The organism is Streptomyces sp. NPDC058646 (assembly GCF_042716875.1).
Taxonomy (GTDB): domain Bacteria; phylum Actinomycetota; class Actinomycetes; order Streptomycetales; family Streptomycetaceae; genus Streptomyces.
The window spans coordinates 177650-201287 of record NZ_JBHXRK010000002.1; the positions used below are offsets into that span (position 1 = coordinate 177650).

17 protein-coding genes are annotated in these 23638 nt (G+C 73.1%); 11 read left to right on the plus strand and 6 right to left on the minus strand.

Features of this window, described 5'->3' with window-relative positions; genetic code table 11:
* Window positions 1–427: 427 nt before the first annotated feature.
* From ACFWUZ_RS04305 to ACFWUZ_RS04315, 3 genes are read right to left on the minus strand one after another with little or no spacing between them, the layout of a single operon-like run.
* Window positions 428–1378 (minus strand): ABC transporter ATP-binding protein, encoded by a 951-nt coding sequence (locus tag ACFWUZ_RS04305; protein WP_384367267.1) that lies wholly within the window; start codon window positions 1376–1378, stop codon window positions 428–430.
* Window positions 1348–2448, minus strand: a complete 1101-nt coding sequence (locus ACFWUZ_RS04310; protein ID WP_384366773.1) for a FecCD family ABC transporter permease — start codon at window positions 2446–2448, stop codon at window positions 1348–1350. The genes ACFWUZ_RS04305 and ACFWUZ_RS04310 overlap by 31 nt, the downstream gene beginning before the upstream one ends.
* On the minus strand, window positions 2445–3434 hold the full coding sequence (locus ACFWUZ_RS04315) for an ABC transporter substrate-binding protein (protein WP_384366776.1): 990 nt from the start codon (window positions 3432–3434) through the stop codon (window positions 2445–2447). Before ACFWUZ_RS04315 ends, ACFWUZ_RS04310 begins: the two co-directional genes overlap by 4 nt.
* 430 nt (window positions 3435–3864) lie before the next feature.
* Here ACFWUZ_RS04315 and recQ point away from each other — a divergent pair, with 430 nt between their 5' ends.
* The 5 genes from recQ to ACFWUZ_RS04340 all read left to right on the plus strand — a co-directional run bounded on the left by recQ (window position 3865) and on the right by ACFWUZ_RS04340 (window position 10109).
* Window positions 3865–5907 (plus strand): DNA helicase RecQ, encoded by a 2043-nt coding sequence (gene recQ, locus ACFWUZ_RS04320; protein WP_384366779.1) that lies wholly within the window; start codon window positions 3865–3867, stop codon window positions 5905–5907.
* A 145-nt stretch (window positions 5908–6052) separates the two neighbouring features.
* Window positions 6053–6271, plus strand: coding sequence for a hypothetical protein (locus ACFWUZ_RS04325; protein WP_384366782.1), 219 nt, complete (start codon window positions 6053–6055; stop codon window positions 6269–6271).
* Between the two features lie 336 nt (window positions 6272–6607).
* Entirely contained in the window at window positions 6608–8017 is a 1410-nt protein-coding gene (locus ACFWUZ_RS04330) for a uracil-xanthine permease family protein (RefSeq protein ID WP_384366785.1), read from the plus strand.
* A complete protein-coding gene (locus ACFWUZ_RS04335) occupies window positions 8014–9402 on the plus strand; it encodes an amidohydrolase family protein (RefSeq protein WP_384366788.1) in 1389 nt (462 codons plus the stop codon). Before ACFWUZ_RS04330 ends, ACFWUZ_RS04335 begins: the two co-directional genes overlap by 4 nt.
* Window positions 9399–10109, plus strand: a complete 711-nt coding sequence (locus ACFWUZ_RS04340; protein WP_384366791.1) for a sulfite exporter TauE/SafE family protein — start codon at window positions 9399–9401, stop codon at window positions 10107–10109. The genes ACFWUZ_RS04335 and ACFWUZ_RS04340 overlap by 4 nt, the downstream gene beginning before the upstream one ends.
* 91 nt (window positions 10110–10200) lie before the next feature.
* Here the strand turns inward: ACFWUZ_RS04340 and ACFWUZ_RS04345 are convergent, their stop codons facing one another.
* A complete protein-coding gene (locus tag ACFWUZ_RS04345) occupies window positions 10201–11256 on the minus strand; it encodes a LacI family DNA-binding transcriptional regulator (protein ID WP_384366794.1) in 1056 nt (351 codons plus the stop codon).
* A 249-nt stretch (window positions 11257–11505) separates the two neighbouring features.
* Between ACFWUZ_RS04345 and ACFWUZ_RS04350 the strand changes: the two genes are divergently transcribed.
* The 5 genes from ACFWUZ_RS04350 to ACFWUZ_RS04370 all read left to right on the plus strand — a co-directional run bounded on the left by ACFWUZ_RS04350 (window position 11506) and on the right by ACFWUZ_RS04370 (window position 19251).
* Complete coding sequence (locus ACFWUZ_RS04350; RefSeq protein WP_384366797.1) at window positions 11506–12018, plus strand: SRPBCC family protein; 513 nt, start codon at window positions 11506–11508, stop codon at window positions 12016–12018.
* Window positions 12019–12948: 930 nt separating this feature from the next.
* Window positions 12949–13188, plus strand: a complete 240-nt coding sequence (locus ACFWUZ_RS04355; protein WP_384366800.1) for a hypothetical protein — start codon at window positions 12949–12951, stop codon at window positions 13186–13188.
* Between the two features lie 99 nt (window positions 13189–13287).
* Entirely contained in the window at window positions 13288–14094 is an 807-nt protein-coding gene (locus tag ACFWUZ_RS04360; protein ID WP_384366803.1) for an HlyD family efflux transporter periplasmic adaptor subunit, read from the plus strand.
* Complete coding sequence (locus ACFWUZ_RS04365; protein WP_384366806.1) at window positions 14091–16370, plus strand: NHLP family bacteriocin export ABC transporter peptidase/permease/ATPase subunit; 2280 nt, start codon at window positions 14091–14093, stop codon at window positions 16368–16370. The genes ACFWUZ_RS04360 and ACFWUZ_RS04365 overlap by 4 nt, the downstream gene beginning before the upstream one ends.
* A gap of 1 nt (window position 16371) precedes the next feature.
* Complete coding sequence (locus ACFWUZ_RS04370; protein WP_384366809.1) at window positions 16372–19251, plus strand: NHLP bacteriocin export ABC transporter permease/ATPase subunit; 2880 nt, start codon at window positions 16372–16374, stop codon at window positions 19249–19251.
* A 52-nt stretch (window positions 19252–19303) separates the two neighbouring features.
* Here the strand turns inward: ACFWUZ_RS04370 and ACFWUZ_RS04375 are convergent, their stop codons facing one another.
* Window positions 19304–19891 carry a rhodanese-like domain-containing protein gene (locus ACFWUZ_RS04375; RefSeq protein ID WP_384366812.1) on the minus strand — a complete coding sequence of 196 codons (588 nt, stop codon included), beginning with the start codon at window positions 19889–19891 and terminating at the stop codon, window positions 19304–19306.
* Window positions 19892–20106: 215 nt separating this feature from the next.
* Here ACFWUZ_RS04375 and ACFWUZ_RS04380 point away from each other — a divergent pair, with 215 nt between their 5' ends.
* Window positions 20107–20925, plus strand: coding sequence for an N-formylglutamate amidohydrolase (locus ACFWUZ_RS04380; protein ID WP_384366815.1), 819 nt, complete (start codon window positions 20107–20109; stop codon window positions 20923–20925).
* 63 nt (window positions 20926–20988) lie between these two features.
* Here ACFWUZ_RS04380 and valS read toward each other — a convergent pair whose 3' ends face one another.
* A complete protein-coding gene (valS, locus tag ACFWUZ_RS04385; RefSeq protein ID WP_384366818.1) occupies window positions 20989–23541 on the minus strand; it encodes a valine--tRNA ligase in 2553 nt (850 codons plus the stop codon).
* Between the last annotated feature and the right edge of the window lie 97 nt (window positions 23542–23638).

The following is a 23638-nucleotide window of genomic DNA, read 5'->3' on the forward strand; positions in this document are numbered from 1 at the left end:
ACGGAGCCTTTTCGGCGGCTCCCGGTGCCTCCGGTCAGCGCCGGTCGGTCGTACGGGAAGCCGGCGTGAGCAGCGCGGCGTACGCCAGGGGTGCTCATGCGGGCGGCGAAGGCCGCCGGCAGTGCCTCGTGAGCGAGGACCAGGCTGCTCCCGGCGGGCGGGCGGGCGGCCGGCTCGTGCCGGAGGCGCGTCCGCCCAGGGGGAAGGCGGCAGGGGCGTTGCCGTACGGGCCCGCCACCAGGAAGCGGGCGACGTGCAGCCCGGCGCGGCCCGCACCGGCGGGGGCGTGAGGTCCACGGCGTCGGCCGCCGCCCGGTGAACCGGGAGGCGTGGGCGGGACGGGTGGGGGACGAACCGCCGGCTTCCGCGCGCAGGGTGCAGCCGGCGGCCGGCCGATCGTGCGGCCCCGGCTCCGCTGCGTGCTCCCTCAGTCCCGGCGAACGGCTCGTTCTCCTCCCACCGGCATCCCGTCGCCGGGTCGTCCGGGGCCGGGCAGGACGCTGACGAACGGCACCCCGGTGCGGGGGTGTTCGAGGACCTCGGCCTCGACCTCGTACACCTCGGACAGGAGGGAGGCGGTGAGGACCTCCGCGGGCTTTCCGCCGGCGACGACCCGGCCGCCCGCCATGACGCAGATCCGGTCGCAGAAGGCCGCGGCGAGGTTGAGGTCGTGCAGCGCGACGACGGCGGTGACGCCGAGCCCCCGGACGAGGCGCAGCGCGTCGAGCTGGTGCCGCAGGTCCAGGTGGTTGGTCGGCTCGTCCAGGACCATGGTCCCCGTGCGCTGGGCGAGCGCCCGGGCGATCAGGACCCGCTGCTTCTCGCCCCCCGACAGGCGGTCGAAGGGAGCGTGCGCGAGGGCGTCGACGCGGAGTTCCGCCAGCGACCGCGTGATGATGTCGCGGTCGTCCGCGTCGTCGCCCGCGAAGGCGCGCTTGTGCGGGGTGCGGCCCATGGCCACCACGTCGTACACGGTCAGCTCGAACTCCCCGGAGGTCTCCTGCAGGACGGCCGCGAGCCGCTGGGCGAGCCGCTTGCCGGGCATCCGCCAGACGTCCTCGCCGTCCAGCAGGACCCGGCCCGACGTGGGGCGCACCGCCCGGTAGAAGGTGCGCAGCAGGGTGGACTTGCCGGCGCCGTTGGGGCCGACCAGGCCCACTACCTCGCCGGGCGCCGCGTACAGCGACGCCTCGTGGACCAGGGCCCTGCCGTCCACGACGACGCTGACGGCCTCGGCGGCGAGGGAGCCGGCACCCGGTGAACCGGCCGGCCAGGAAACGGAGCCGGGGGAAGCGGAGTCGGGGGAAGGGGAGTCCTGGGGAGCGGCCGTGTCGGCCGGTCGGTCGGTCACCGGGCCGCCCTCCGTCGCATCAGCCAGAGGAAGAAGGGGCCGCCGACCAGGGCGGTGAGGATGCCGACGGGGATCTCCTCCGGACTCATGAGGCTGCGCGCGGCCAGATCGGCGGCGATCAGGAAGGCCGCCCCCAGGAGCGCGGCGGCGGGCAGTGCGCGGCGGTGGTCGGCGCCCACGAGCAGCCGCACCACGTGCGGCATGATCAGCCCGACGAACCCGATCTGCCCGCTGACGGCGACGATCGTGCCGATCATCAGCGCCACCAGCGTGAACAGGGCGCCCCGGAAGCGGTGCACGTCCAGGCCGAGGGCCGCGGCGGCCTCCTCCCCGGCCAGCAGGAGGTTGAGGGGACGGCAGACGCCGAGGAGGACGGCCGTACCGAGCAGGACCGCACCGACCGGGATCCATACGGTCGTCCAGCTGGTCCCGGCCAGTCCGCCGAGCATCCAGCGCAGTGCGGACTGGGTCTTGTGCGGATCGTTGGAGGTGACGATCAGGAAGCTGGCCAGCGCCGACAGGACTTCAGCCGTGGCCACCCCGGCCAGGACCAGCCGCACCGTCGTCATCCTCCCGCCGGAGCGGGCCAGGAAGTACACGGCGACCAGGGCGGCCAGGGCACCGCAGAACGCCGCGACGGGCAGCGTGAAGAGGCCGAACGCGGTCAGGTTGAGGACCAGGACGAGGACCGCGCCGACCGACGCGCCCGAGGACACCCCGAGCAGCATCGGGTCGGCCAGCGGATTGCGGACCAGCGCCTGCAGTGCCATGCCGGCCACCGACAGACCCGCGCCCACCACGGCGGCCAGCAGCACCCGCGGAAGCCGGACGTCCACGACGATCGTCTCGCGCACCGGGGTCCAGGTGGGCTCGGCGAGGGCCGGGTGCACGCGGTGGAGCAGGATGCTCCACACCTGGTCGGCCGGGACGCTGATCGAGCCGACCGCGATCCCGGCCGTGGCGGCGCCGGCCACGAGGACGCCGAGGAGCGCCAGCACCACGCCGTAGGGGACACCGGGACGGCGCGCGGGTACGGCCGTGCCCGTCCGCCGGACAGCAGTCGAGGCCCCGGCCGCCCCGTCCTTCAGGTGGGTCACTGGACGCGGCCCGGGTGGAGCTGGTGCGCCAGCGACTCCACGGCCGCGGGGACCCGGACGCCGAGCACCGTGGAGGACAGCGGCAGGACCGCGAACCGCCGGTTCCTGACGGCCGGTACGTCCTTGAGCGCCGGGTGGGCGAGCAGGAACTTCTTCTTGTCCTCGACGGACTGGTCCCCGTAGTCGTAGATGACGATGGCGTCGGGGGCGCGCTGCGCCACCTGCTCGAACGAGACGTCGCCGTAGGCCTTGTCCAGGTCGGCGAAGAGGTTCACCCCGCCGGCCCGCCGGATCATCTCGTTGCCGATGCCCTTGCCGCCCGCGGTGAAGGCCGTCTTGTCACCGCTGTCGTAGACGAAGAGCTTCACCGGCTCGGCACCCGCGAGCCCGGTCTCGACCTTGTCGAGGGTGGTGTGCATCTTCCCGATCTGCCGTTCACCCCGCTCGGGCACCCCGAAGATCTTCGCGACGGTACGGATCTCCTCGTCCATGGCGGCCACGTCCACGGGGCCGGTGGGACACTCCTCCGTGTTGAGGTGGGTGTTGATCCCGGCCTTGGTGAAAGCGGCGCGGCTGCGCCCTTCCTTCTCGTCGAAGGTGGAGGCCCAGCCGCCGTAGACGAAGTCGGGCTCGGCCTCCAGCAGGGCTTCGAAGGAGGGGTACTCCTTCGACAGGACCTTCACGCCGTCGTAGGCGCCCTGGTATTCGGGGAGGATCCTGTCGTCGAGGTAGCCCGTGCCCACCATCGACCGCTCCAGGCCGAGCGCCAGCATGACCTCGGTCGCGTGCTGGTTCAGGGAGACGGCGCGCTGCGGGGGGCGCTGATAGACGGTCTGCACCCCGCAGTTGTCGACGGTGACCGGAAATCCCTGGGCGGCCGCGCCCTCGGACGAGGTGGCCGAGGGTGTGGTGCCGCCTCCGCAGCCGGATATCAGCAGGGCCGCGGCGAGCGCGGACAGCACGGATTTCGGGTGCTTGCGGGGCATGGGGTGGTCCTCTCACCGCGGATGGAACGAAGGGGTCGCAGGGCCTCGCGTCCCGTCGGGTGGACGGGACCGCGCGGGCGCGGACGGCTCGGTCTCCGCGGACCCCTACGGATCCAGTCATTCCGGTTCGTCCCTGCCTCCGTTGATGCAACTTAGAGCTATTTGCATATAGTTCGCAACAAGGCTGCCGGGGCGCGCGGGGTCGCGCGCCGTGCACCGCGCACTCCCTCGTCCCTGGCAGCACGCCCACGTGCGGGGCGGTACGGGTTTCCCGTGCCGCCCCGCACGCGGCCGCCCGGTCTCGGCCCTGCTGGAACAGCCCGCCCTGATCACGGAGCGCAGGAGCCGCCGAAGGGGCGGGCCCGTGAGGTTGTCCACAGGTTCCGGCGGCCGGGGCGGGCCTGTCGGCAGGTGCCGATAGGCTTCACGAATGGCCCTTCCGGACGCTTCCCCCGAGACCTCCGACGCTCTGCAGGTGCTGCACCGCGTCTTCGGTTACAGCTCCTTCCGCGGTGAGCAGCAGGAGATCATCGAGCAGGTCGTCGGCGGCGGCGACGCCCTCGTGCTGATGCCGACCGGCGGCGGCAAGTCGCTCTGCTACCAGATCCCCGCTCTCGTCCGCGACGGCACGGGGATCGTGATCTCGCCGCTCATCGCGCTGATGCAGGACCAGGTGAACGCGCTCACCGCCCTCGGGGTGCGGGCCGGATTCCTCAACTCGACGCAGGACCCGTACGAGCGCCAGGCCGTCGAGCAGGCCTTCCTCGCCGATGAGCTGGACCTGCTCTACCTGGCCCCCGAGCGGCTGCGCTCCGAAGGCACGCAGCGGCTCCTCGACCGGGGCAGGGTCTCGCTCTTCGCCATCGACGAGGCGCACTGCGTCGCCCAGTGGGGCCACGACTTCCGGCCCGACTACCTCGCGCTGTCCATGCTGCACGAGCGCTGGCCGAAGGTGCCGCGGATCGCGCTGACCGCGACGGCCACCGAGGCCACCCACGCCGAGATCGTCGCGCGGCTCGGGCTGGAGGACGCCCGGCACTTCGTCGCCAGCTTCGACCGGCCGAACATCCAGTACCGCATCGTCCCGAAGAACAACCCGCTCAAGCAGCTGCTGGAGCTGATCCGGACCGAGCACGACGGGGACGCCGGAGTCGTCTACTGCCTCTCGCGCGCCTCGGTGGAGAAGACCGCGGCCTTCCTGGTGGAACAGGGCATCGATGCCGTGGCGTACCACGCCGGCATGGACGCCCGTACGCGTGCGGCGAACCAGGCGCGCTTCCTGCGGGAGGAAGGGGTCGTGGTGGTGGCCACGATCGCCTTCGGCATGGGCATCGACAAGCCGGACGTGCGCTTCGTCGCCCACCTCGACCTGCCGAAATCGGTCGAGGGCTACTACCAGGAGACCGGCCGCGCGGGCCGCGACGGGGAGCCGGCCACGGCGTGGCTGGCCTACGGGCTGCAGGACGTGGTCCAGCAGCGCAAACTCATCGACGGCTCCGAGGGCGACGACGCGCACCGCCGTTCGCTCGGCATGCACCTCGACGCCATGCTCGCCCTGTGCGAGACCGTCGACTGCCGCCGGTCGCGGCTGCTGGCGTACTTCGGCCAGCCGGGCGAGCCGTGCGGCAACTGCGACACCTGTCTGACGCCCGCCGAGTCCTGGGACGGGACGGTCGCGGCGCAGAAGCTGCTCTCCACGGTCTGGCGGCTGGCGAAGGAGCGGCGCCAGAAGTTCGGGGCCGGCCAGATCATCGACATCTTGCAGGGCAAGAAGACGGCCAAGGTCATCCAGTTCGACCACGACGGGCTCTCGGTGTTCGGTGTCGGGGCGGACCTGAGCACCGCGGAGTGGCGGGGCGTCGTACGCCAGCTGCTGGCGCACCGGCTGCTCGCGGTGGAGGGCGACTACGGGACGCTCGTGCTGACGGAGGACAGCGGCGAGGTGCTGGGGGGCCGCCGCAGCGTCTCGCTGCGCAAGGAGAAGGCGGTCGCCGGACCGTCGCGGAAGGAGTCCGGGTCGCGCTCCGGGAAGGGCGCCCGCGTACCGGTCGACCTGCCGGCCGGAGCCGAGCCGGTCTTCCTGGCGCTCCGCGCCTGGCGGGCCGCGACGGCGCGCGAGCAGGGCGTCCCGGCGTACGTCGTCTTCCACGACGCGACCCTGCGGGAGATCGCGACACGGCTCCCGGGCACGGTGGAGGAGCTGGCCACCATCGGCGGCGTCGGCGAGGCCAAACTCGCCAAGTACGGCCAGGGCGTCCTCGACGCCCTGACCGGGTCCGACGCCACCGGGTCCGACGCCACCGGGTCCGACGCCACCGAGCCCGCCGCCCCCGGAGCCGCCGCCCCGGCCGAACCCGCGCCACCGGCCCCCGCGGCCCCCGTCCCGGCGTCCCGCTCCGCGGAGCCGTACCCGGAGGAACCGCCCGCCGACCTGGACGAGTTCGACCCGCCCTGGGACGAGGACTGGCAGTAGCCGTCCGGCGCCGGGGGCGGCAGGGGCCACGAGCACGAGCAGGTGGGCCGGGCCCCTCCGTCCGCCGTGCGCCGCACGGCACCGGCCGCCGCCCCCCGACCCGGCCCGACCGGCACGGCCTCCCCGTGGCCCTCGCCGGCCCGGCGTGGACCTGGCCCTCCTGGACGCCGACGTCGCCGGTCTGGTGCAGAGGGAACTGAAGGGCGCACTCGACGACAGCGGCATCGCCCAGCTCCGGGTCCGCATCGCCGACCCCGCCGAGATCGTTCCCCTGATCCACGAGGAGTACTGCGCCTCGTACTTCACGCGCCTTCGGACGATGGCCCGGGTCGCAGCAGCGCCCCACGCCCCCGGCGCGGTCTGACCGCCGGGGACGAGACACCCCCGGGGTTTCCCGCGGCCCTCGTCAGGTTCTGGCCCGGTCCCGTTCGCCGGCGTTCGCTGCCGCTCGCTTCGTTGCGGGTGGCGGGCAGCTCGCTCTTCGAGCTCGGTGGCCGGTCTGGTCCGGGCCGCGACGGTTCCGGCGCCCCGGGGGGCCCTGGCCCGCCGGCAGTACGGGCGGCACGAACCCTTGACGCGGGGCCGAGGGCCTCGGATACTGGCGGCCAAATCGATTTGGCCAAATCGATTTGGCTCTCCGTACAGGGCCGGATCGCGGCTGAAATCCGAACGCGCAGCAACGCCCGAACGGAGCCCGAACGTGTCGAGTCCCCGCCAGAGCCCGCCCGGTGCGGAGCAGTCCCCGCCCGCACCCAGGACGCCCCAGCCCCACCCCGTCGACGAATCCCGCCCCCTCGGCCGGATCCTCCTCTTCGGGATCCAGCACGTCCTCGTCATGGCCGCCACCCCCATCTCGGCGATCTTCCTGATGAGCGCGACCCTCCGCCTCGATCCCGGCCTCACGGTCAACCTGCTCTCCGCCGCCTTCGTGCTCTCCGGGGCCGGATCCCTGATCCAGTCGCTCGGCCCGTGGAGGTTCGGACCGCGCCTCCCGTTCGTGATGCTCCCGGGAGGCGCGCCGCTCATCCTGTTCCTCGCCATCGCCGAGCAGCACGGCCTGCCCACGGCCACCGGGGCGGTGATCCTCACCGCCGCCTTCATCTTCGTCGTCCTGCCCGTCTTCTCACGGCTGCTGGCCTTCTTCCCGACCCTCGTCATCGGCACGATGATCGTCATCGTCGGCATCAACCTCGTGAAGGTCGGCGCCGTCCTCGTCACCGGCCGCCCGGGCACGCCGGGCTTCGCCGACCCCGCCAACCTCGCCCTCGGCCTGGCCACCATCGGGTTCACCGTCGCCTTCTACCTGCTGTCCAGCGGCACCCTGCGCCAGCTCGCGGTCATGCTCGGACTCCTCGCCGGCACCGCCCTCGCGGCGCTCCTCGGCTCCATCGACCTCGGCCGAGCCGCGGACGGCGGGCTCCTGACCCTGCCGCAGCTGATGCCGTTCGGCTCACCCCAGTTCAACCTCGTGGCCGCGCTGCCCCTGATGCTCTACAGCCTGGCCTCCATGGCGGAGGCCACCGGCCAGACCGTCATCAACGCCGAGGCGGTCGGCAAGGAGATCGACAAGCGCACCGACGTCCCCAAGACCGTCCGGGGCGACGCCCTCACCTCGCTCTTCGGCGGGTTCTTCGGGCTGCCCCTCATGGTCACCAGCGGGGAGAACATCGGGATCGTCCGCGTCACCGGAGTGCGCAGCCGCTTCGTGACGGCCGCGGCCGGCGTCGTCCTCATCGTCATCGGGTTCCTCGCACCCGTGACCCGGGCCATCAGCGTCATCCCCGCCGCGGTCGTCGGCGGCACCGCGATGGTCGTCTTCGCCGTGATCACCGTGCTCGGCGTGCAGATGCTGGGCCGTTCCGACCTCGACCAGCACACGCGCACCTTCATCTGCGCCGTCGCCCTCGCGCTCGGCCTGCTGCCGATCCTCGTCCCCGGGGTGTACGCGGGCTTCCCGCCGAACGTCCGGATCCTCCTCGAGAGCGGCGTCGCCGTCGGCGCGACCGTCGCCGCCGTCCTCAACATCCTGTTCCACCACGTCCGGCCGGGCGTCGTCGCCCGCCTGGCCACCTCCCGCCCGGCCACCGCCCGTACGGAAAGCACCCGATGACCCGGCTCAGCCGCGAACTCCTGAACCACTCCGGCCCGTTCCTCCTCGTACCGGACGCCGTACTGCTCCCCGAAGGTCCCGCCGAGGGGCATGCCGTGGTCGTCGGCGACGGCTCCTTCCGCGCCGTGGGGCCCGCCGGGCAGCTGATGCGCGACCATCCGCACCTCGACCCCGTACCGCTGCCCGGCCACCTCCTGATGCCCGGCTTCGTCGACTCCCACCACCACCTCACGCAGAGCTTCGGCTCCGCGCTCGCCTTCGGAGAGCCCTCGGAGATCTTCCGCAGGGTGTGGGTGCCGCTGGAGGGTGCGCTGGACGAGGAATCGGCCTACGTCGCGGCCAAGCTGGCCGCGTTCGAAGCCCTGCGCGGCGGTTTCACCACCGTCGCGGACGCGGGAACCCGCGCCGGCGTCGACGTCGAGGTGGTCGCGTCCGCGGCGCGCGACGCCGGGATCCGGTGCGTGCTGGGACTGGTCTGCAACGACGCCGAGAGCGGTGACCCGTCCGTCCTGGAGCGCGCCGCGAAGCACCTCGCGCGCTACGCGGGCGACCCGCTGGTCCACCCCTCCCTCGCCGTCTCCGTCCCGGAGGCCGCCACCGAGCGGACGCTGCGGAACACGGCCCGCCTCGCCGCCGAGGCCGGGGCGGTCGTCCAGATCCACCTCAACGAACACCTGGCCGGGGTCGAACGCTCCCTCGTGCGCCACGGGCTCCGCCCCCTGGAGCACCTGCACCGGATCGGTGCACTCGGCCCCCAGCTGCTCGCCGCGCACGCCACCCTGCTGACGCCGCGCGAACTCACCCTGCTCGCCGAGACCGGGACCTCGGTCAGCTACAACCCCGTGGCCAGCGCCTGGAAGGGCAACGCGGTGGCGCCCGCCACCGCCATGGCCGAACGGGGCGTCCGCTTCGGCCTCGGCACGGACGGCACCCGGGGCGACGGGTTCCGGCTCGCCGAGGCGGCGGAGTTCGCCCAGCGGCTCGCGTACGGGCTGGCCAGCGGCGACTCGTCCTGCGGAGCCGGCTGGACCTGGCTGGAGCACGCCACGAGCGGGGGCGCCGATGCCGTCGGCCTCGGCGCGCGGACCGGGGCGGTCGCCGAGGGCCTGGCGGCCGACTTCCTCCTCGTCGACATCGCCACCCCGGAGCTCGCGCTGTCCTGGGACCTGCCCTGGGAGCTGGTGCGGCGCGGCAACCGCGACCAGATCACCGCCGTGTTCGTCGACGGACGGATGCGCCTGTGGCGCGGCCGGCCAGAAGGCTGGGACGGCCCCGCTCTCGTGCAGCAGGCGGTGGGACTGGCCCGCGCCACCGTGGGACGGGCCGCCATCACCCGTGTGCACCCCACCTCCACCCAGGCACGCGGACGGAGTGCGGCACGGTGAACACACTGCATCTGGTGGTGCTCGCCGTCACCGTGACGGCCGCCGCGTTCGTCCAGGGCAGCAGCGGGCTCGGCTTCGCCCTGATCGTCGCCCCGGTGGCGGGCATCCTCGACCCCGGCCTGCTCCCGGTCTTCGTCCTGGCGGCGATGATCCCCCTCAACCTGTACGTCGCCTGGCGCGAGCGGGCCTCGCTCGATCTGCGGGGCGCGGGCTGGATCACCGGCGCGCGGCTGGCCGCCACCCCCGGCGGCCTGGCGCTGCTCCTGCTGGTGCCCGACCGCCGGCTCGGCCTGCTCGTGGGCGGCGCGACCGTGCTGGCGGCCGTCGTGAGCCTGGCGGCGCCCGCGTTCGCACCCGGCCGCGCCGCCTATGTGGGCGCGGGCGTGGTGACGGGCCTGACGGAGACCGCCACGGGGGTCGGCGGACCGCCGCTGGCGCTGGTCTACCAGCACCGGCCGCCGGCCGAGCTGCGCTCCACCGTCGCCGCGTGCTTCCTCGTCGGCGAAGTCGCCTCGCTGCTCCTGCTGTTCGCGACCGGGGAGGGGAGCCCCGCCGACCTCGGGTGGGCGCTCGCCCTCGTGCCCGCGATCGCCGTGGGGGCGTGGCTGAGCCGCCTGGCGCACCACCGGCTGGACCCGCGGCGGATGCGCCTGTGCGTGCTGGTCTTCGCCCTGGTGTCGGGGGTGGTGCTCCTGCTGGGCGTCTGACCCGTACGGAGAGGGGATGCCACCCCGCCGTCCCGTCCCGTCCCGCCGCCCGGTCCCTTCCGGCGCGGCGGGGCTCACGCCACGGCGGGGTTCACGCCACGGTCGCGCGGCGGAGCGACGACGCACGGACGATCAGCCGGGGCTCCGAAGCCGTGACCACCTGCCGTGCGGGGGAGTCACCGCGCAGGCGGCCCAGCAGCAGGTCCACGGCTTCGCCCGCCGCGTGGTCCAGGCGCAGGTCGACGGCGGTCAGCGGCGGTTCGCAGGTCCGGGCGCGCAGACCGTCGTACCGGGTGGCGACCATGACGTCGTCCGGGACGGACCGGCCGCTGTCCCGGAGCGCCCGCACGGCGCCCACCGCGAAGGCGTCCACCAGCGCGCAGACCGCGTCGATGCCGGGGTGCTCGGCGAGCAGGGCCGCGCACCCCTCGTAACCGGCCTGTTCGCCGCCCGCCTCGGGGGCGGTCGCCACGATCGGCTCCCAGCCGCGGACCGCGGCGATCCGCTCGAAGGCGGCGCGCGCGTCGACCGACGAGTGCCGTGAACCCGAGCCGATGAACAGGGCCGGCCGCCGGGCACCCTGTTCGTGCAGATGGGTGAGGAGCAGTTCGGCGACGAGCCCGCCGCGCAGATCGACGTACGGCACGTCAGGCGGTGCGTCCTCGTCCGGCGACACGGGCCTGCCGAGGGTGACGTACGGCAGTCCGCGCTCCTTCAGCACGGCCACCGCCGCGTCGTCCACGTCGGGCTCCACGACGATGGCCCCGTCGATGTCGACGGAGTAGAGCGCCGAGCCGGACATCACGGGCGGCACGAGCACCAGCGCGTAGTCGTGGGCGAGGGCGCTCTCGGCGGCAGCGGCGGCGACCTCCATGTAGAACCCGAGCCGGGACGGCCCTCCGGCCACCGCGAACGGCATGGACGACGCGAGGGCGATCGCCCTGGCCTGCCCGCTGCGCAACCGCTGGGCCCGCAGGTTGGGCCGGTAGCCGAGCTCGGCGGCGACCTGCTTGATGCGCTCCCGGGTCCGCGGGTCGACCTTCCCTAGCCCGTTGAGCGCGTGCGAGACCGTCGTGCGCGACACACCGGCGGCCTGCGCGACGTCGGCGATCGTCGGCGGCCTCGGACGGGAAGCGGTGGGGGACATCTGCGGGAACGCTCCTGGCGGGATGGGTACGGGCGACGCCTCCATCATCGCCGACGGCCGCAACGCACAGGGCGCGCCCGACGAGTTCGCAGCGCGCAGCGCCGAAGCCGGCGCCCGCCCCGCTCGCACACCGCCACGGCGCCGTCGCCCGGAGCGTGCTCCCGGTCCGGCCCCCGACCCTGAAGTTACCGAGGGGTAGCCGCGGGGCGGGCCGGGACGGTAGCGTCGGCCGCCGAGAAGGGGAGAGCCATGCCTCGTACGTTCACCGTGTCCGACAGCATCGTCGTCCAGGTCCCGCCCGCCGACGTCTACCGGCACGTTTCCGATCCCGCACGGATGGGTGACTGGAGCCCGGAGAACCTCGGCGCCACCGTCCACGGCGCCGCCGGCGGGGTGCGCGTCGGAACCGTCTTCGACGGCCGGAACAAGCGCGGCGCCTTCCGCTGGACCACCCGGTGCACGGTGACGGCGATCGAGGAGAACCGGCTGTTCCGGTTCCGTGTGCACGCCATCGGGATCCGGCGCCCGCGCCTACCCGGCCCCATCGCCACCTGGGAGTACCGCTTCGAGCCGGTCCCCGGCGGCACCCGGGTGACCGAGACGTGGACCGACGACCGCCGCGCGTGGCCGGACTTCGCGGCCCACGCCTTCGACCGGGTCGCGACGCGGGGCCACACCTTCGCCGACTTCCAGCGCAGGAACATCAGCACCACCCTGCGCAACCTCAAGAAGGCCCTGGAGCCGGCTTCCGACGCCGGGTGATCCCGGGCGTGCGGTCAGGCGGCGGGCCGGCCGGGCTGGTCGTGGGCCGCGCAGAGGATGCCGCCGCCGGCCGAGCGATCGCGCCGCTCGCGAGCGGCACGGCGTCCCGGCCGGGGAACTGCTCCGCAGGACGCTGTGGGCCCGGTCGTCGGCCTTGCGGTCCCCGAACCGGGGTCGGGCTGCGGCAGGTCGATCACCGCGAAGCGCCGGCCGCAGGGGTCCGTCGCCTTCGAGAGGGCGGACTTCGCGTGGTCGGCGGAGCGTGACCGCAATGCCCGCCGGGGTGCTGGACCGCGGAGCCTGAACCGGGGGTCCCGTACTCCTGGAGCGGGGTGCGGCCGACCGCCCCGTCGTTTCCGTGCTCCCGGCCGCGATCGGAGGACGGCCACCCGGCGCGGCGCCGGTGGACACGTACGCATCCACGGCGTACGGGCTGTCCGCACCGCCGGCAGCGTGGGGGAGCGGACGGCCGAGGCCTTCGCTCCGGGGCAGCGGCACGCCACCTGCGCAACGGGCCGCCCTACGCCCCTCTGCGGACACCGGGTGTGAGGGAGCCGTCACCCCGCGCGCCTTCCGGAAACCTGCACATCGTGTGCGCGAGGGCGACAGATGGCCCCCTCCACCCCGCGATATGACCCCTATGTCCCTTGGGATTCGCGCTGCTTTGTCCCGTTCGGTTCCGTGTGAGCAACCGAAGGCCCCTATCTGTTACTCGATCCTGTGGAGAAGTCGTCACCATTCGGTGAATCAAGCTGCACCTCCGTCGGCAGCGGTGGTCATCCACCCGCGGCGGGGCGTCAACGGGATTGGGTGCGCAGCCCGTTCGCGTGCTTTCATCTTGCGCATTGCAGCAGCCGTGAATGGCGGCCGAGTTCGGGCCGCCCAGCCGCCGCAGGAATGAATTCCTCCCCCCAATGAAAGGTGCGCGCCATGCGTAACGACATCGAGACCCGCGAGATCGCCGACACCGAGCTGGACGCTGTCTCCGGCGGCGTCATCAGCGTCTCCGGTGGCCTGGCCGGCGCCGTGACCAGCGATGTCAACGACGTCGTGGGCGTCGTGGGATCCCTCCACACCGTCCAGGCCGCGCAGGGCATCGTCTCCCACGTCCCCGGCCTCGTCACGGGCATCACCGGCGTTTCGGTGAACACCGGTCGTGCCGGTCTCTGATAGCGATATCCCCATGAACCCCGGAGTGTCCCCCACGGCTCCGGGGTTCCTGGCTGCCCGCTTGCCCCACCGATACGAATGCAGTCGAAGGAATAGTCCGTGCAGTTTCGCCAAAAGGCACTTTCCAAGCTGCAATCACCCGAAGAACTCGACCTGCCCGTCCGCTTCGCGCGCCCGCAGGGACGGCTCGTCCTCGCCGTGACGGTCCTCGTCATGGCCGCCGCGAGCTTCTATGCCTTCACCGGCACCGTGTCCTCCAAGCTGAGCGCACCCGGCATCCTCACCTACGCCGAGGGCAGCTACGTGCTCCAGACCCCGGTCGCGGGACAGGTGACCGCCGTCCTCGCCGAGGAGGGCCAGCTGCTGGCCGCCGGCGCACCCCTGCTCAACGTCCGTACGGATCAGGGGGACCGCCCCGTACGCGTGGTGACCGGCGGCCGGGTGGCGACCCTGGTGACCGAGGTGGGTTCCGTCGTCGCCACCGGTGCGGACGTGGCCACCGTGGAACGGGTGAAGGATCCGCAGGACCCGCTCGTGGCCGTCCTGTACGTGCCGGGCGGCAACGGCTCGGCGGTCCCCGTGGGCGCTCGCGTCGACCTGAGCGTCCAGTCCGTCCCGCAGCAGCAGTTCGGCACGGTGCGCGGCCGCGTCACGGCGGTCGGCCGAGCACCCCAGACGCCGGCACAGATCGGCGGTTTCCTGGGCGACAGCGGGCTCGCCGAGCAGTTCTCCCGCCACGGCAACCCGGTCGCCGTCCTCGTCCAGCTGGAGCGCTCCTCCTCCACCGCGTCCGGCTACCGGTGGTCCTCCGCGGGCGGTCCCCCGTACGCCGTCGACTCGCGGACGCCGGTCACCGGCGCCGTCCACCTCGCCGAGCGGCGCCCCGTCGACTGGCTGCTGCCGTGACCGCGCCGCGGACCGGGACACCGCCGCAGGCACCGCAGCTCCCTCCGGCCGGACGCCGACGCCACCGCCCCGATCCCAAGGGCGGCACCCGCCGCAGACCCGCGCCCGCCCCCAGGGGCAGGACGCCCCGGCCCGTACGCACCCCCACCGTCCTGCAGATGGAAGCGGTGGAATGCGGCGCCGCAGCCCTGGCCATGGTGCTCGGCCACTACGGCCGCTTCGTCCCCCTCGAAGAACTGCGCATCGCCTGCGGCGTCTCCCGGGACGGCTCCCGCGCCGGCAACCTCCTCAAGGCGGCCCGCGGCTACGGGCTGAAGGCCAAGGGCATGCAGATGGACCTGGCCGCGCTCGCCGAGGTGAGCGCCCCGGCCGTCCTCTTCTGGGAGTTCAACCACTACGTCGTCTACGACGGCATGGCCCGCCGACTCGGCCGCAGGGGCGTGTACGTCAACGACCCCGGCAAGGGACGCCGGTTCGTCCCCATGGAGGAGTTCGACACCAGCTTCACCGGTGTCGTGCTCACCTTCGAACCCGGCGACGGCTTCCGCCGCGGCGGGCGCAAGCCGGGCGTCCTGGGCGCCATGCCGGCCCGCCTGCGGGGCACCTCCGGCACCATGGCCGCCGCCGTGATCTCCAGCCTCCTCCTGGTGGCCGTCGGCGCATCGGTGCCGGCCCTCAGCCGTACGTACATCGACATGTTCCTCATCGGGGAGCAGACGTCCCTGCTGGGTGTGCTGTTCGCCTCGATGGCCGTCGCCCTCGTCCTCACCGCGACCCTCACCGCGCTGCAACAGGCCAACCTGCTGCGCGGGCGCATCATCTCCTCCACCCTGGGCAGTGCCCGCTTCTTCCGGCACCTGCTCAGACTCCCGGTCACCTTCTACTCCCAGCGCAACCCCGCCGACCTGGTCCAGCGCCTCCAGTCCAACGACGCGGTCGCCGAGACCCTCGCCCGGGACCTGGCCGCCGCGGGCGTGGACGCCGCGGTCGTCGTGATCTACGCCGTGCTGCTGTGGACGTACGATCCGCAGCTCACCCTCGTCGGCGTGGGCATGGCCCTGCTCAACGTGGTGGCCATGCGGATCGTGATCCAGCTGAGGGCCACCGGTACCCAGAAGCTGCGCGCCGAGAGCGCCCGGCTGACCAACACCTCCTACAGCGGTCTCCAGCTCATCGAGACGATGAAGGCCACCGGCGGCGAGAACGGGTTCTTCCGCCGCTGGGCCGGACAGCACGCCGTCACCCTCGACGTGCAGCAACGGCTCGGCGTGCCCAGCGCGTGGCTCGCCGTCGCCGCGCCCACCCTGGCGGCGTTCAACAGCGCGCTGATCCTGATGATCGGCGGCCTGCGGGCGGTGGAAGGACACCTCACCGTGGGTCTGCTCGTCGCCTTCCAGGCCCTGGTGACCAGCTTCACCGCGCCGATCTCCCGGCTGGGCGGCGTCGCCGGAAGGATCCAGGACTTCGGAGCCGACGTCGCCCGCCTCAAGGACGTCGAGAACTTCCCCGTCGACCCCGTCTACTCGCGGCGCGAGCCCGCCGCCGGCACCCGCCGCCTCAAGGGCCACGTGGAGCTGGACCACGTCACCTTCGGCTACAGCCCGCTGGACGCCCCGCTGCTCACGGGTTTCACGCTCTCGGTCGGCCCCGGGCAGCAGGTCGCGCTCGTCGGCGGCTCCGGCAGCGGCAAGTCCACCGTCTCCCGGCTGATCTCCGGCCTCCACACCCCCTGGGAGGGGGCCGTGCGCATCGACGGGATGCGGCTGGAGGACATCCCGCGCGGCGCGCTGGCCGCTTCCGTCTCCTTCGTCGACCAGGACATCTTCCTCTTCGAGGGCACCGTCCGCGACAACGTCACCCTGTGGGACCCCTCCATCCCGGACGAGGCCGTCGTCGCCGCCCTGGAGGACGCCGCCGTGCACGACGTGGTCGCCCGCCGCCCGGGCGGCATCCACAGCCGCGTCGAGCAGGACGGCCGCAACTTCTCCGGCGGCCAGCGGCAGCGCCTGGAGATCGCACGGGCGCTGGTGCGCCGCCCCAGCATCATGGTGCTCGACGAGGTGACCAGCGCCCTGGACGCGGTGACCGAGCAGGTCATCATCGACAACCTGCGCCGCCGCGGCTGCGCCTGCGTGGTCATCGCCCACCGGCTGAGCACGGTGCGCGACAGCGACGAGATCGTCGTGCTCGACCGGGGCACGATCGTCGAACGCGGGCGGCACGAGGACCTGGTCGCCGCGCAGGGCCCGTACGCCGAACTGGTCAAGGAGCACTGAGGTGACGCACGCCCACCCCGCCCCCGCCCCCGCCCCGACCGGCGCGTGGGCCGGGGCCCCGGACCCGGTCGTCGCGGCTCTGGGTGCGCTGGGTTCGCCGGTCGACTGCACGGGCCTGCGCAGCCTGTCCCTGGAGGGTCCGCTCGTCCTGTGGCTGGTCGTGCAGGGCGAGCTGGACCTGTTCGCCGTCGACGCCGCGCAGGCCGGGCACTGGCACCACCTGGGCCGGCTGGACCCGGGCACGCTGCTGCTGGGCCCGGCCGAGGGCCCCGGCCACACCCTGGTCGGGCGGCCCCTGCAGGGGTGCCGGCTGCGGCGCATCGAACTGCGCGAGCTGCACCGCCCGGAACAGGGCGACCGGTTCCACGGCGGACCGTGGTACGCCGAGCAGGGACCGTACGGCTCCGCCGCCGCCACCGGACACCTCAGCCCGCTGGAGGACGCCTTCGTACGCGGCATCGGCCGCGGCCTGCGCGTGCTCTACCAGGCACCGCTGGACGGCACCGCAGACACCGGGCACGGCCGGGCCGACGACGACATCCTGTGGATGCAGATCCCCCCGGGCAGCGTCCGGTACGGCGCCGTGTACGAGACGGAGGCCGTCGGCACCCTCCTCGTCGACGCGGCCATGTGGCAGGGCATGGTCGATCAGCAGTACCGGCTGCTGTACGCCCTGGACGGCTGGATCGAACAGCTGGAACGCGCGCACGAGGACCGTACGGCGGCCGGGATCGAGGCCGGCCGGGCCGCCCGCACCCAGGCGGACCGGGCGCTGCTGGCGTCCATCGGCCGCGAGGGCCGCCGCTCCCGCAGCGCCGGCGCCGACGCGACGTACGCCGTGTGCCGCCTGGTCGCCGACGCGGCCCGCATCACCCTGTCCGAACCGGGGGAGGCCGGCCGCACGGCCGGGCGGACGGACCCCGTCGAACGCATCGCGCTGGCCTCACGGATCCGTACCCGCACGGTCGGGCTCAGCGGGCGCTGGTGGCGGGAGAACAGCGGCCCGCTGGTGGGCCGGCGCGAGTCGGACGGCACGCCCGTCGCCCTGCTGTGGCGGCGCGGCGGCTACGAGGCCGTCGACCCCGCCACCGGCGTGCGCGAGCGCGTCGCCAAGACCGGCGGGACCGCCTTCGAGCCGCGCGCCGTCATGCTGTACCGCCCGCTGCCCGACGGGCGGGTGGGCCTGCCGGCCCTGCTCCGCTTCAGCGCGCGCGGAACCCTCCCGGAGCTGCGCAGCCTCCTGCTGGGCGGGCTCGTCGCGGTGGTCCTGGGCGCCCTGGTGCCGCTCGCCACCGGCCAGGTCCTCGGCCGGTACGTGCCCCGGGCCGAGAACGGCCTCATCGTGCAGACCGGACTGGCGCTGATCGCGACCGGCATCGTCTCGGCCGTCTTCATGCTGCTGCAGAACACGTCCGTCCTGCGCATGGAGGGCCGCATCGAGGCCACCCTCCAGCCGGCGGTGTGGGACCGGCTGCTGCGCCTGCCGACGACGTTCTTCGCCGGCCGTTCCACCGGCGAACTGGCCGGTGCGGCGATGGGCATCAGTGCCATCCGCCGCATGCTGTCCGGCATCGGCCCGGTCTGCCTCCAGGCGGGCGCGGTCGGCGCGGTGAGCCTCGTCCTGCTGCTCGTCCACAGCGTGCCCCTGGCGATGGCCGCGCTCGCCATGCTGGTCGTCGTCGCGGGGCTCTTCCTGGGCATGGGCCTGTGGCAGCTGCGCTACCAGCGCCGGCTGATCGAACTGGGCCACCGGCTCAACAACCAGGCCTTCCAGACCCTGCGCGGACTGCCCAAGCTCCGCGTCGCCGCGGCCGAGAGCTTCGCGTACGCCGCCTGGGCGCGGGAGTTCGCCCGTACCCGCGAGCTGCAGCAGCGCATCGGCCGGATACAGAACGTCGTCACGGTGCTGGGAGCCGTCTACCTGCCGCTGTGCACGCTGGTGATGTTCATGCTGCTGGCCGGCCCGGCCCGCGGCGCCATGTCCGCCGGCGAGTTCCTCACCTTCAGCACCGCCCTGACCATGCTGCTGTCCTCGGTCACCCAGCTGACCGGTGCACTGATATCGGCCGCTGCCGTGCTGCCGATGTTCGAGCAGATCAAGCCCGTCCTGCGGGAGATCCCCGAGGTCGTGCGCTCCAGTACCCGACCTGGCGAGCTGACCGGCGCCATCGAGGCCAAGAACCTGTCGTACCGCTACTCCGACGACGGCCCGCTCGTACTGGACGACGTCGGCTTCCGCATCCGCAAGGGCGAGTTCGTCGCGATCGTCGGGGCCAGCGGCTGCGGCAAGTCCACCCTGCTGCGGCTGCTCATCGGCTTCGACAGGCCCGTCTCCGGCAGCGTCCTGTACGACGGCCAGGACCTGGCGGCGCTCGACCAGGCGGCCGTGCGCCGCCAGTGCGGCGTCGTCCTGCAGAACGCCGAGCCCTTCACCGGCTCGATCCTCGACTGCATCTGCGGGGCCGGGACGTTCTCGCTGGAGGAGGCGTGGGAAGCCGCCGCGATGGCCGGCCTGGCGGAGGACATCAAGGCCATGCCGATGGGCATGCACACCATGCTGTCCGACGGCGCCGGCACCGTCTCGGGCGGCCAGCGCCAGCGACTGATGATCGCCCAGGCCCTCATCCGCAAGCCGCGGATCCTGTTCTTCGACGAGGCGACCAGCGCGTTGGACAACGAAGCCCAGCGCGTGGTCGTCGAATCCACCCGAGCCTTGCACGCCACCCGCGTCGTGATCGCCCACCGCCTGTCCACGATCATGGAAGCCGACCGGGTGATCGCCATGGCGGACGGCCGGATCGTCCAGCAGGGCCCACCCGCCGAACTGCTCGCCGACACGGCCGGCCTCTTCCACGACCTGGTCCGTCGCCAGCTCCGCTGACGCACACGACCACCGGCCGGCGGTCGGGGAACTCCCGGTGCGCAGGGGGCGGTTACGCGGGGGGCTCCTCGCGGGCCACGGACGGCAGCGGGGCGTCCCCAGGGGCTTTCCCCCGCTGGTTGAAGGGGAGCCTGCCGAGCACGACCGCCATGCCGCAGCTGTTGCTGAGGGCGGCGAAGACCAGGCCGGCCGCGATCCCAGCGGACAGCAACTGGAAGGCCGGGTGGACGAGGAGGCCGAGGAGCAGGCCGAGCAGCACGAGGGAGCCCGCGGTCAGCCGGACCTGGCGCTCCATCGCCCAGACGGCCCGCGGACGGGCTCCGGGGTGGTCGAGCCGGTGCCCCTCGGCCGCCCAGGCAGCGGTGCCACCGGTGAGGCTCGACGCTTCGATGCCGTGGGAGGCCAGTGTGGCGACGGCGCTCTCCGACCGGGCTCCGGAGGCGCACACCACCAGCAGGGGCCTGCGCCCGGCGGCCCGCCGGAGATCCGGCAGCGCCCGCCCGATGAGGTCGAGGGGGATGCTGACGGCGTCCGGCAGATGTCCGGACGCGAACTCGCCCGGCGTGCGGACGTCGACGACGGTCAGCTCGTGGCGGCGGTGGAACGCCTCGCTCACGCTCAGGGCGGCGGAAACACTCATGGCGGATCGTGGTCCTTGGCAGAGGGAAAGGGCATGCACGGAAGAACGAGGCACGTGACGGGGATCCTAGACAGTGGATCGCTCCTCCGTCCGCCGCCCCGCCCGACTGCCATACGGTTGCCATGGTGCGGCAACACCAGCGGAAGTTGGTCCGGCCGTGCCCGCCCGCCCGGAAGCCGGCCGAGCACGGCGGCCCCACCACCGAGGAACCACACATGACCGACTCGCCCGAACCCTCCGAGCCCGCCGCGCCCTTCGCGCTCCTTCCCGGCGCCGCCTCGTCGCCGGTGATCCTCCACGTGCCGCACTCCTCCCGCGTCGTACCGGAGTCGGCCCGCCGTGCCATCGTGCTGGACGACCGGGCGCTCGGCGAGGAGCTCGACCACATCACCGACGCCCACACCGCGGACATCGCCGCAGCGGCTGCGGCGATGTCCGCCGTCACGCCGTGGCAGTTCGTCAACGGGCTGTCCCGGCTCGTCGTCGACCCCGAGCGCTTCCCCGACGAACGCGAGGAGATGCTGGCCGTCGGCATGGGCGCGGTGTACACGCGCACCACCCACCGGGAGCGGCTGCGACCGGAGGGCTTCGACGGCCGGCCGCTGATCGACCGCTACTTCCACCCGTACGCGGACGCGATGACCCGGGCCGTGGAGGACCGGCTGGGGGCCGTGGGACGAGCGGTGATCATCGACGTGCACTCCTACCCGACGGAGCCCCTCCCGTACGAAGTGCACGGTGACGGCGCCCGGCCGCCGATCTGCCTGGGCACGGACCCCTTCCACACTCCCGCCGGGCTCCTCGCCGCGGCCCGGAAGGCCTTCGCGGGCTTCGGCGGCGTCGGACTCGACAGCCCCTTCGCCGGCACGTACGTACCCCTGGAGCACTACGGCAAGGACGCCCGGGTCGGCGCGCTGATGGTCGAGATCCGCCGGGACACGTACATGTCCGAACCCGGTGGCCCTGCCGGCCCCGGCCTGCCCGCACTGGCCGAGGCCCTGGCGGAACTCGTCGGGCTGTCCGCCGGAGCGTAGGACCGCCGGTCGCCGGCCCCCGCGCGCGAGGGCCGGCGACGCCGTCAGCCGTCGTGCCCCGGCTTACAGGGTGATCTCGTACGCGAGCACGTCGCTCTCCGTCTCCTGGAGCACCAGGTCGGTGATGTTCCCCGCCGACCGCACGTCCCCGCCGATCCGGCGGAGGGCCGCCAGCAGCGGCGCCGGCCCGCGGGCGGTCACCTCGGCCACTTCGGCCCGCATGGAGACCTGGGCCGCGCTCTTGGCCTTCCGGATCGCGGCGATGGCCTCGCCGGCGACGCCCAGGAGCTGGGGCTCCCCGTCCGCAGCCGGTTCGCGCAGCTCCCTCCCGCCGGGCCACTGCGCCCGGTGCACCGAGCCCTGCTGCCACCAGCTCCACGCCTCCTCGGTGGCGAACGGCACGAACGGCGCCAGGAGCCGCAGCAGCACCGACAGCGCCGTCGACAGCGTCGCCTGCGCGGACGCGGCGGCCTCCGCCTCCGCTCCGCCGTAGGCACGGCCCTTCACCAGCTCCACGTAGTCGTCGCAGAACGCCCAGAAGCACCGTTCGACCGTCTCCAGCGCGCGGGCGTAGTCGTACGCCTCCAGCTGGGCCGTCGCCTCGTCCACGACATCCGCGAGCCGCGCGAGGAGCGCCCGGTCGAGCGGGTCGGTCACGGCCGTCGGGCGATCCGCCGCACCGAGGCCCAGGACGAACTTCGACACGTTCAGGATCTTGATGGCCAGGCGTCGGCCGATCTTCATCTGGCCGACCTCGAAGGCGGTGTCCGTACCCGGCCTGGCCGACACGGCCCAATAGCGCACCGCGTCCGATCCGTGCTGTTCCAGAAGATCCACCGGGGTGACGACGTTGCCCTTGGACTTGGACATCTTCTTGCGGTCCGGGTCGAGGATCCAGCCACTGATCGCGGCGTGGGCCCACGGGAGCGCGTCGTGCTCCAGCTCGGCGCGCGCGACGGTGGAGAACAGCCAGGTACGGATGATCTCGTGGGCCTGCGGGCGCAGGTCCATCGGGAAGACCCGTTGGAAGAGGTCCTCGTCGTACCCCCAGCCACCGGCGATCTGCGGAGTCAGCGACGACGTCGCCCAGGTGTCCATCACATCCGGATCACCGGTGAAACCACCGGGTACGTCCCGCTGGTCCGCCGTGAACCCGGGCGGCGCCTCGCTGCTGGGGTCCACGGGCAGCGACTGCTCGGAGGGCACGATCAGTTCGCCGGTCGGGCTGCCGTCGGCGTCCAGCCGGTACCACACGGGCACGGGCACGCCGAAGTAGCGCTGCCGGCTGATCAGCCAGTCGCCGGCGAGCCCCTCCACCCAGGACCGGTACCGGCTGCGCATGTGGTCGGGGTGCCAGCTCAGCGCGGAGCCCCGCTCCAGCAGCTTCTCCCGGAGGGCGGCGTCCCGCCCGCCGTTGCGCAGGTACCACTGGCGGCTGGTGACGATCTCGAGGGGCTTGTCGCCCTTCTCGTAGAACTTGACCATGTGGTTGAAGGGCCGCGGCTCCCCGACCAGGGCGCCCTCGGCGCGCAGCATTCCCACGAGCCGCTCCCGGGCCGTGTGCGGGGTCGCTCCGGCGAGCTGCGCGTACGCCGCCCGCGCGGCTTCGGACTCCAGCACTGCCGGGGCCTCGCGCACGAAACGGCCGTCGCGGCCGATCACGGACCGCGTGGGAAGGTCGAGTTCACGCCACCACACCACATCGGTGGTGTCGCCGAACGTGCAGATCATGGCCGCTCCGGTGCCCTTCTCGGGGTCGGCGAGCCGGTGGGCCACCACCGGCACCTCCACCCCGAAGACCGGTGTACGGACCGTGGTGCCGAAGAGCTTCTGATAGCGCTCGTCGTCCGGGTGCGCCACCACGGCCACACAGGCGGGCAGCAGTTCGGGCCGCGTCGTCGCGATCTCCAGGGCCGGTCCCGCCTCCGAGCGGAACAGCAGGTGGTGATAGGCACTGGGGCGCTCGCGGTCCTCCAGCTCGGCCTGGGCGACAGCGGTCTGGAACGTCACGTCCCACAGGGTCGGCGCCTCCGCCTGGTACGCCTCGCCCCGGGCGAGGTTGCGCAGGAACGCGCGCTGTGAGATCGCGCGGGCCCGGCTGTCGATGGTCTGATAGCTGTGGTTCCAGTCGACGGAGAGCCCCAGCCGCCGCCAGAGGCTCTCGAAGGCCTTCTCGTCCTCCACCGTGAGCCGTTCGCACAGCTCGATGAAGTTGCGTCGGGACACCGGGATCTGCTGCTTGCCGGGGTCGGCGGGCGGGGTGTAGTCCGGATCGTACGGAAGCGAGGGGTCGCACCGGACGCCGAAGTGGTTCTGGACCCGGCGTTCGGTCGGTAGTCCGTTGTCGTCCCAGCCCATCGGGTAGAAGACGGCTTTGCCGCGCATCCGGTGGAAGCGGGCCAGCGCATCGGTCTGGGTGTACGAGAACACGTGTCCGACGTGGAGGGAGCCGCTGACCGTAGGCGGGGGCGTGTCGATCGAGTACACCCGCTCGCGCGGCGCGGAGCGGTCGAATACGTACACGCCCTGCTCGTCCCAGGTCGGAGCCCACTTGGCCTCGAGGCCGTCGAGTGAGGGCTTGTCAGGTGCGCCCTGGTGAGGAGATGCGGTCGTCATGGCGACAGATCATATCGAGCGCGAGAGCACCGGCAATTCCTTTACCGCACGCCTCAGTTCGGCCGGCTGCGAGCCCCCACCGGCCGGCCGCGGTTTC

Coding starts and splice junctions, on each gene's coding strand:
- ACFWUZ_RS04380 (WP_384366815.1), top strand. CDS start 20,107: ATGACCGACTCGCCCGAACCCTCCGAGCCCGCCGCGCCCTTCGCGCTC.
- recQ (WP_384366779.1), top strand. CDS start 3,865: ATGGCCCTTCCGGACGCTTCCCCCGAGACCTCCGACGCTCTGCAGGTG.
- ACFWUZ_RS04375 (WP_384366812.1), bottom strand. CDS start 19,891: ATGAGTGTTTCCGCCGCCCTGAGCGTGAGCGAGGCGTTCCACCGCCGC.
- ACFWUZ_RS04335 (WP_384366788.1), top strand. CDS start 8,014: ATGACCCGGCTCAGCCGCGAACTCCTGAACCACTCCGGCCCGTTCCTC.
- ACFWUZ_RS04355 (WP_384366800.1), top strand. CDS start 12,949: ATGCGTAACGACATCGAGACCCGCGAGATCGCCGACACCGAGCTGGAC.
- ACFWUZ_RS04350 (WP_384366797.1), top strand. CDS start 11,506: ATGCCTCGTACGTTCACCGTGTCCGACAGCATCGTCGTCCAGGTCCCG.
- ACFWUZ_RS04345 (WP_384366794.1), bottom strand. CDS start 11,256: ATGTCCCCCACCGCTTCCCGTCCGAGGCCGCCGACGATCGCCGACGTC.
- ACFWUZ_RS04315 (WP_384366776.1), bottom strand. CDS start 3,434: ATGCCCCGCAAGCACCCGAAATCCGTGCTGTCCGCGCTCGCCGCGGCC.
- valS (WP_384366818.1), bottom strand. CDS start 23,541: ATGACGACCGCATCTCCTCACCAGGGCGCACCTGACAAGCCCTCACTC.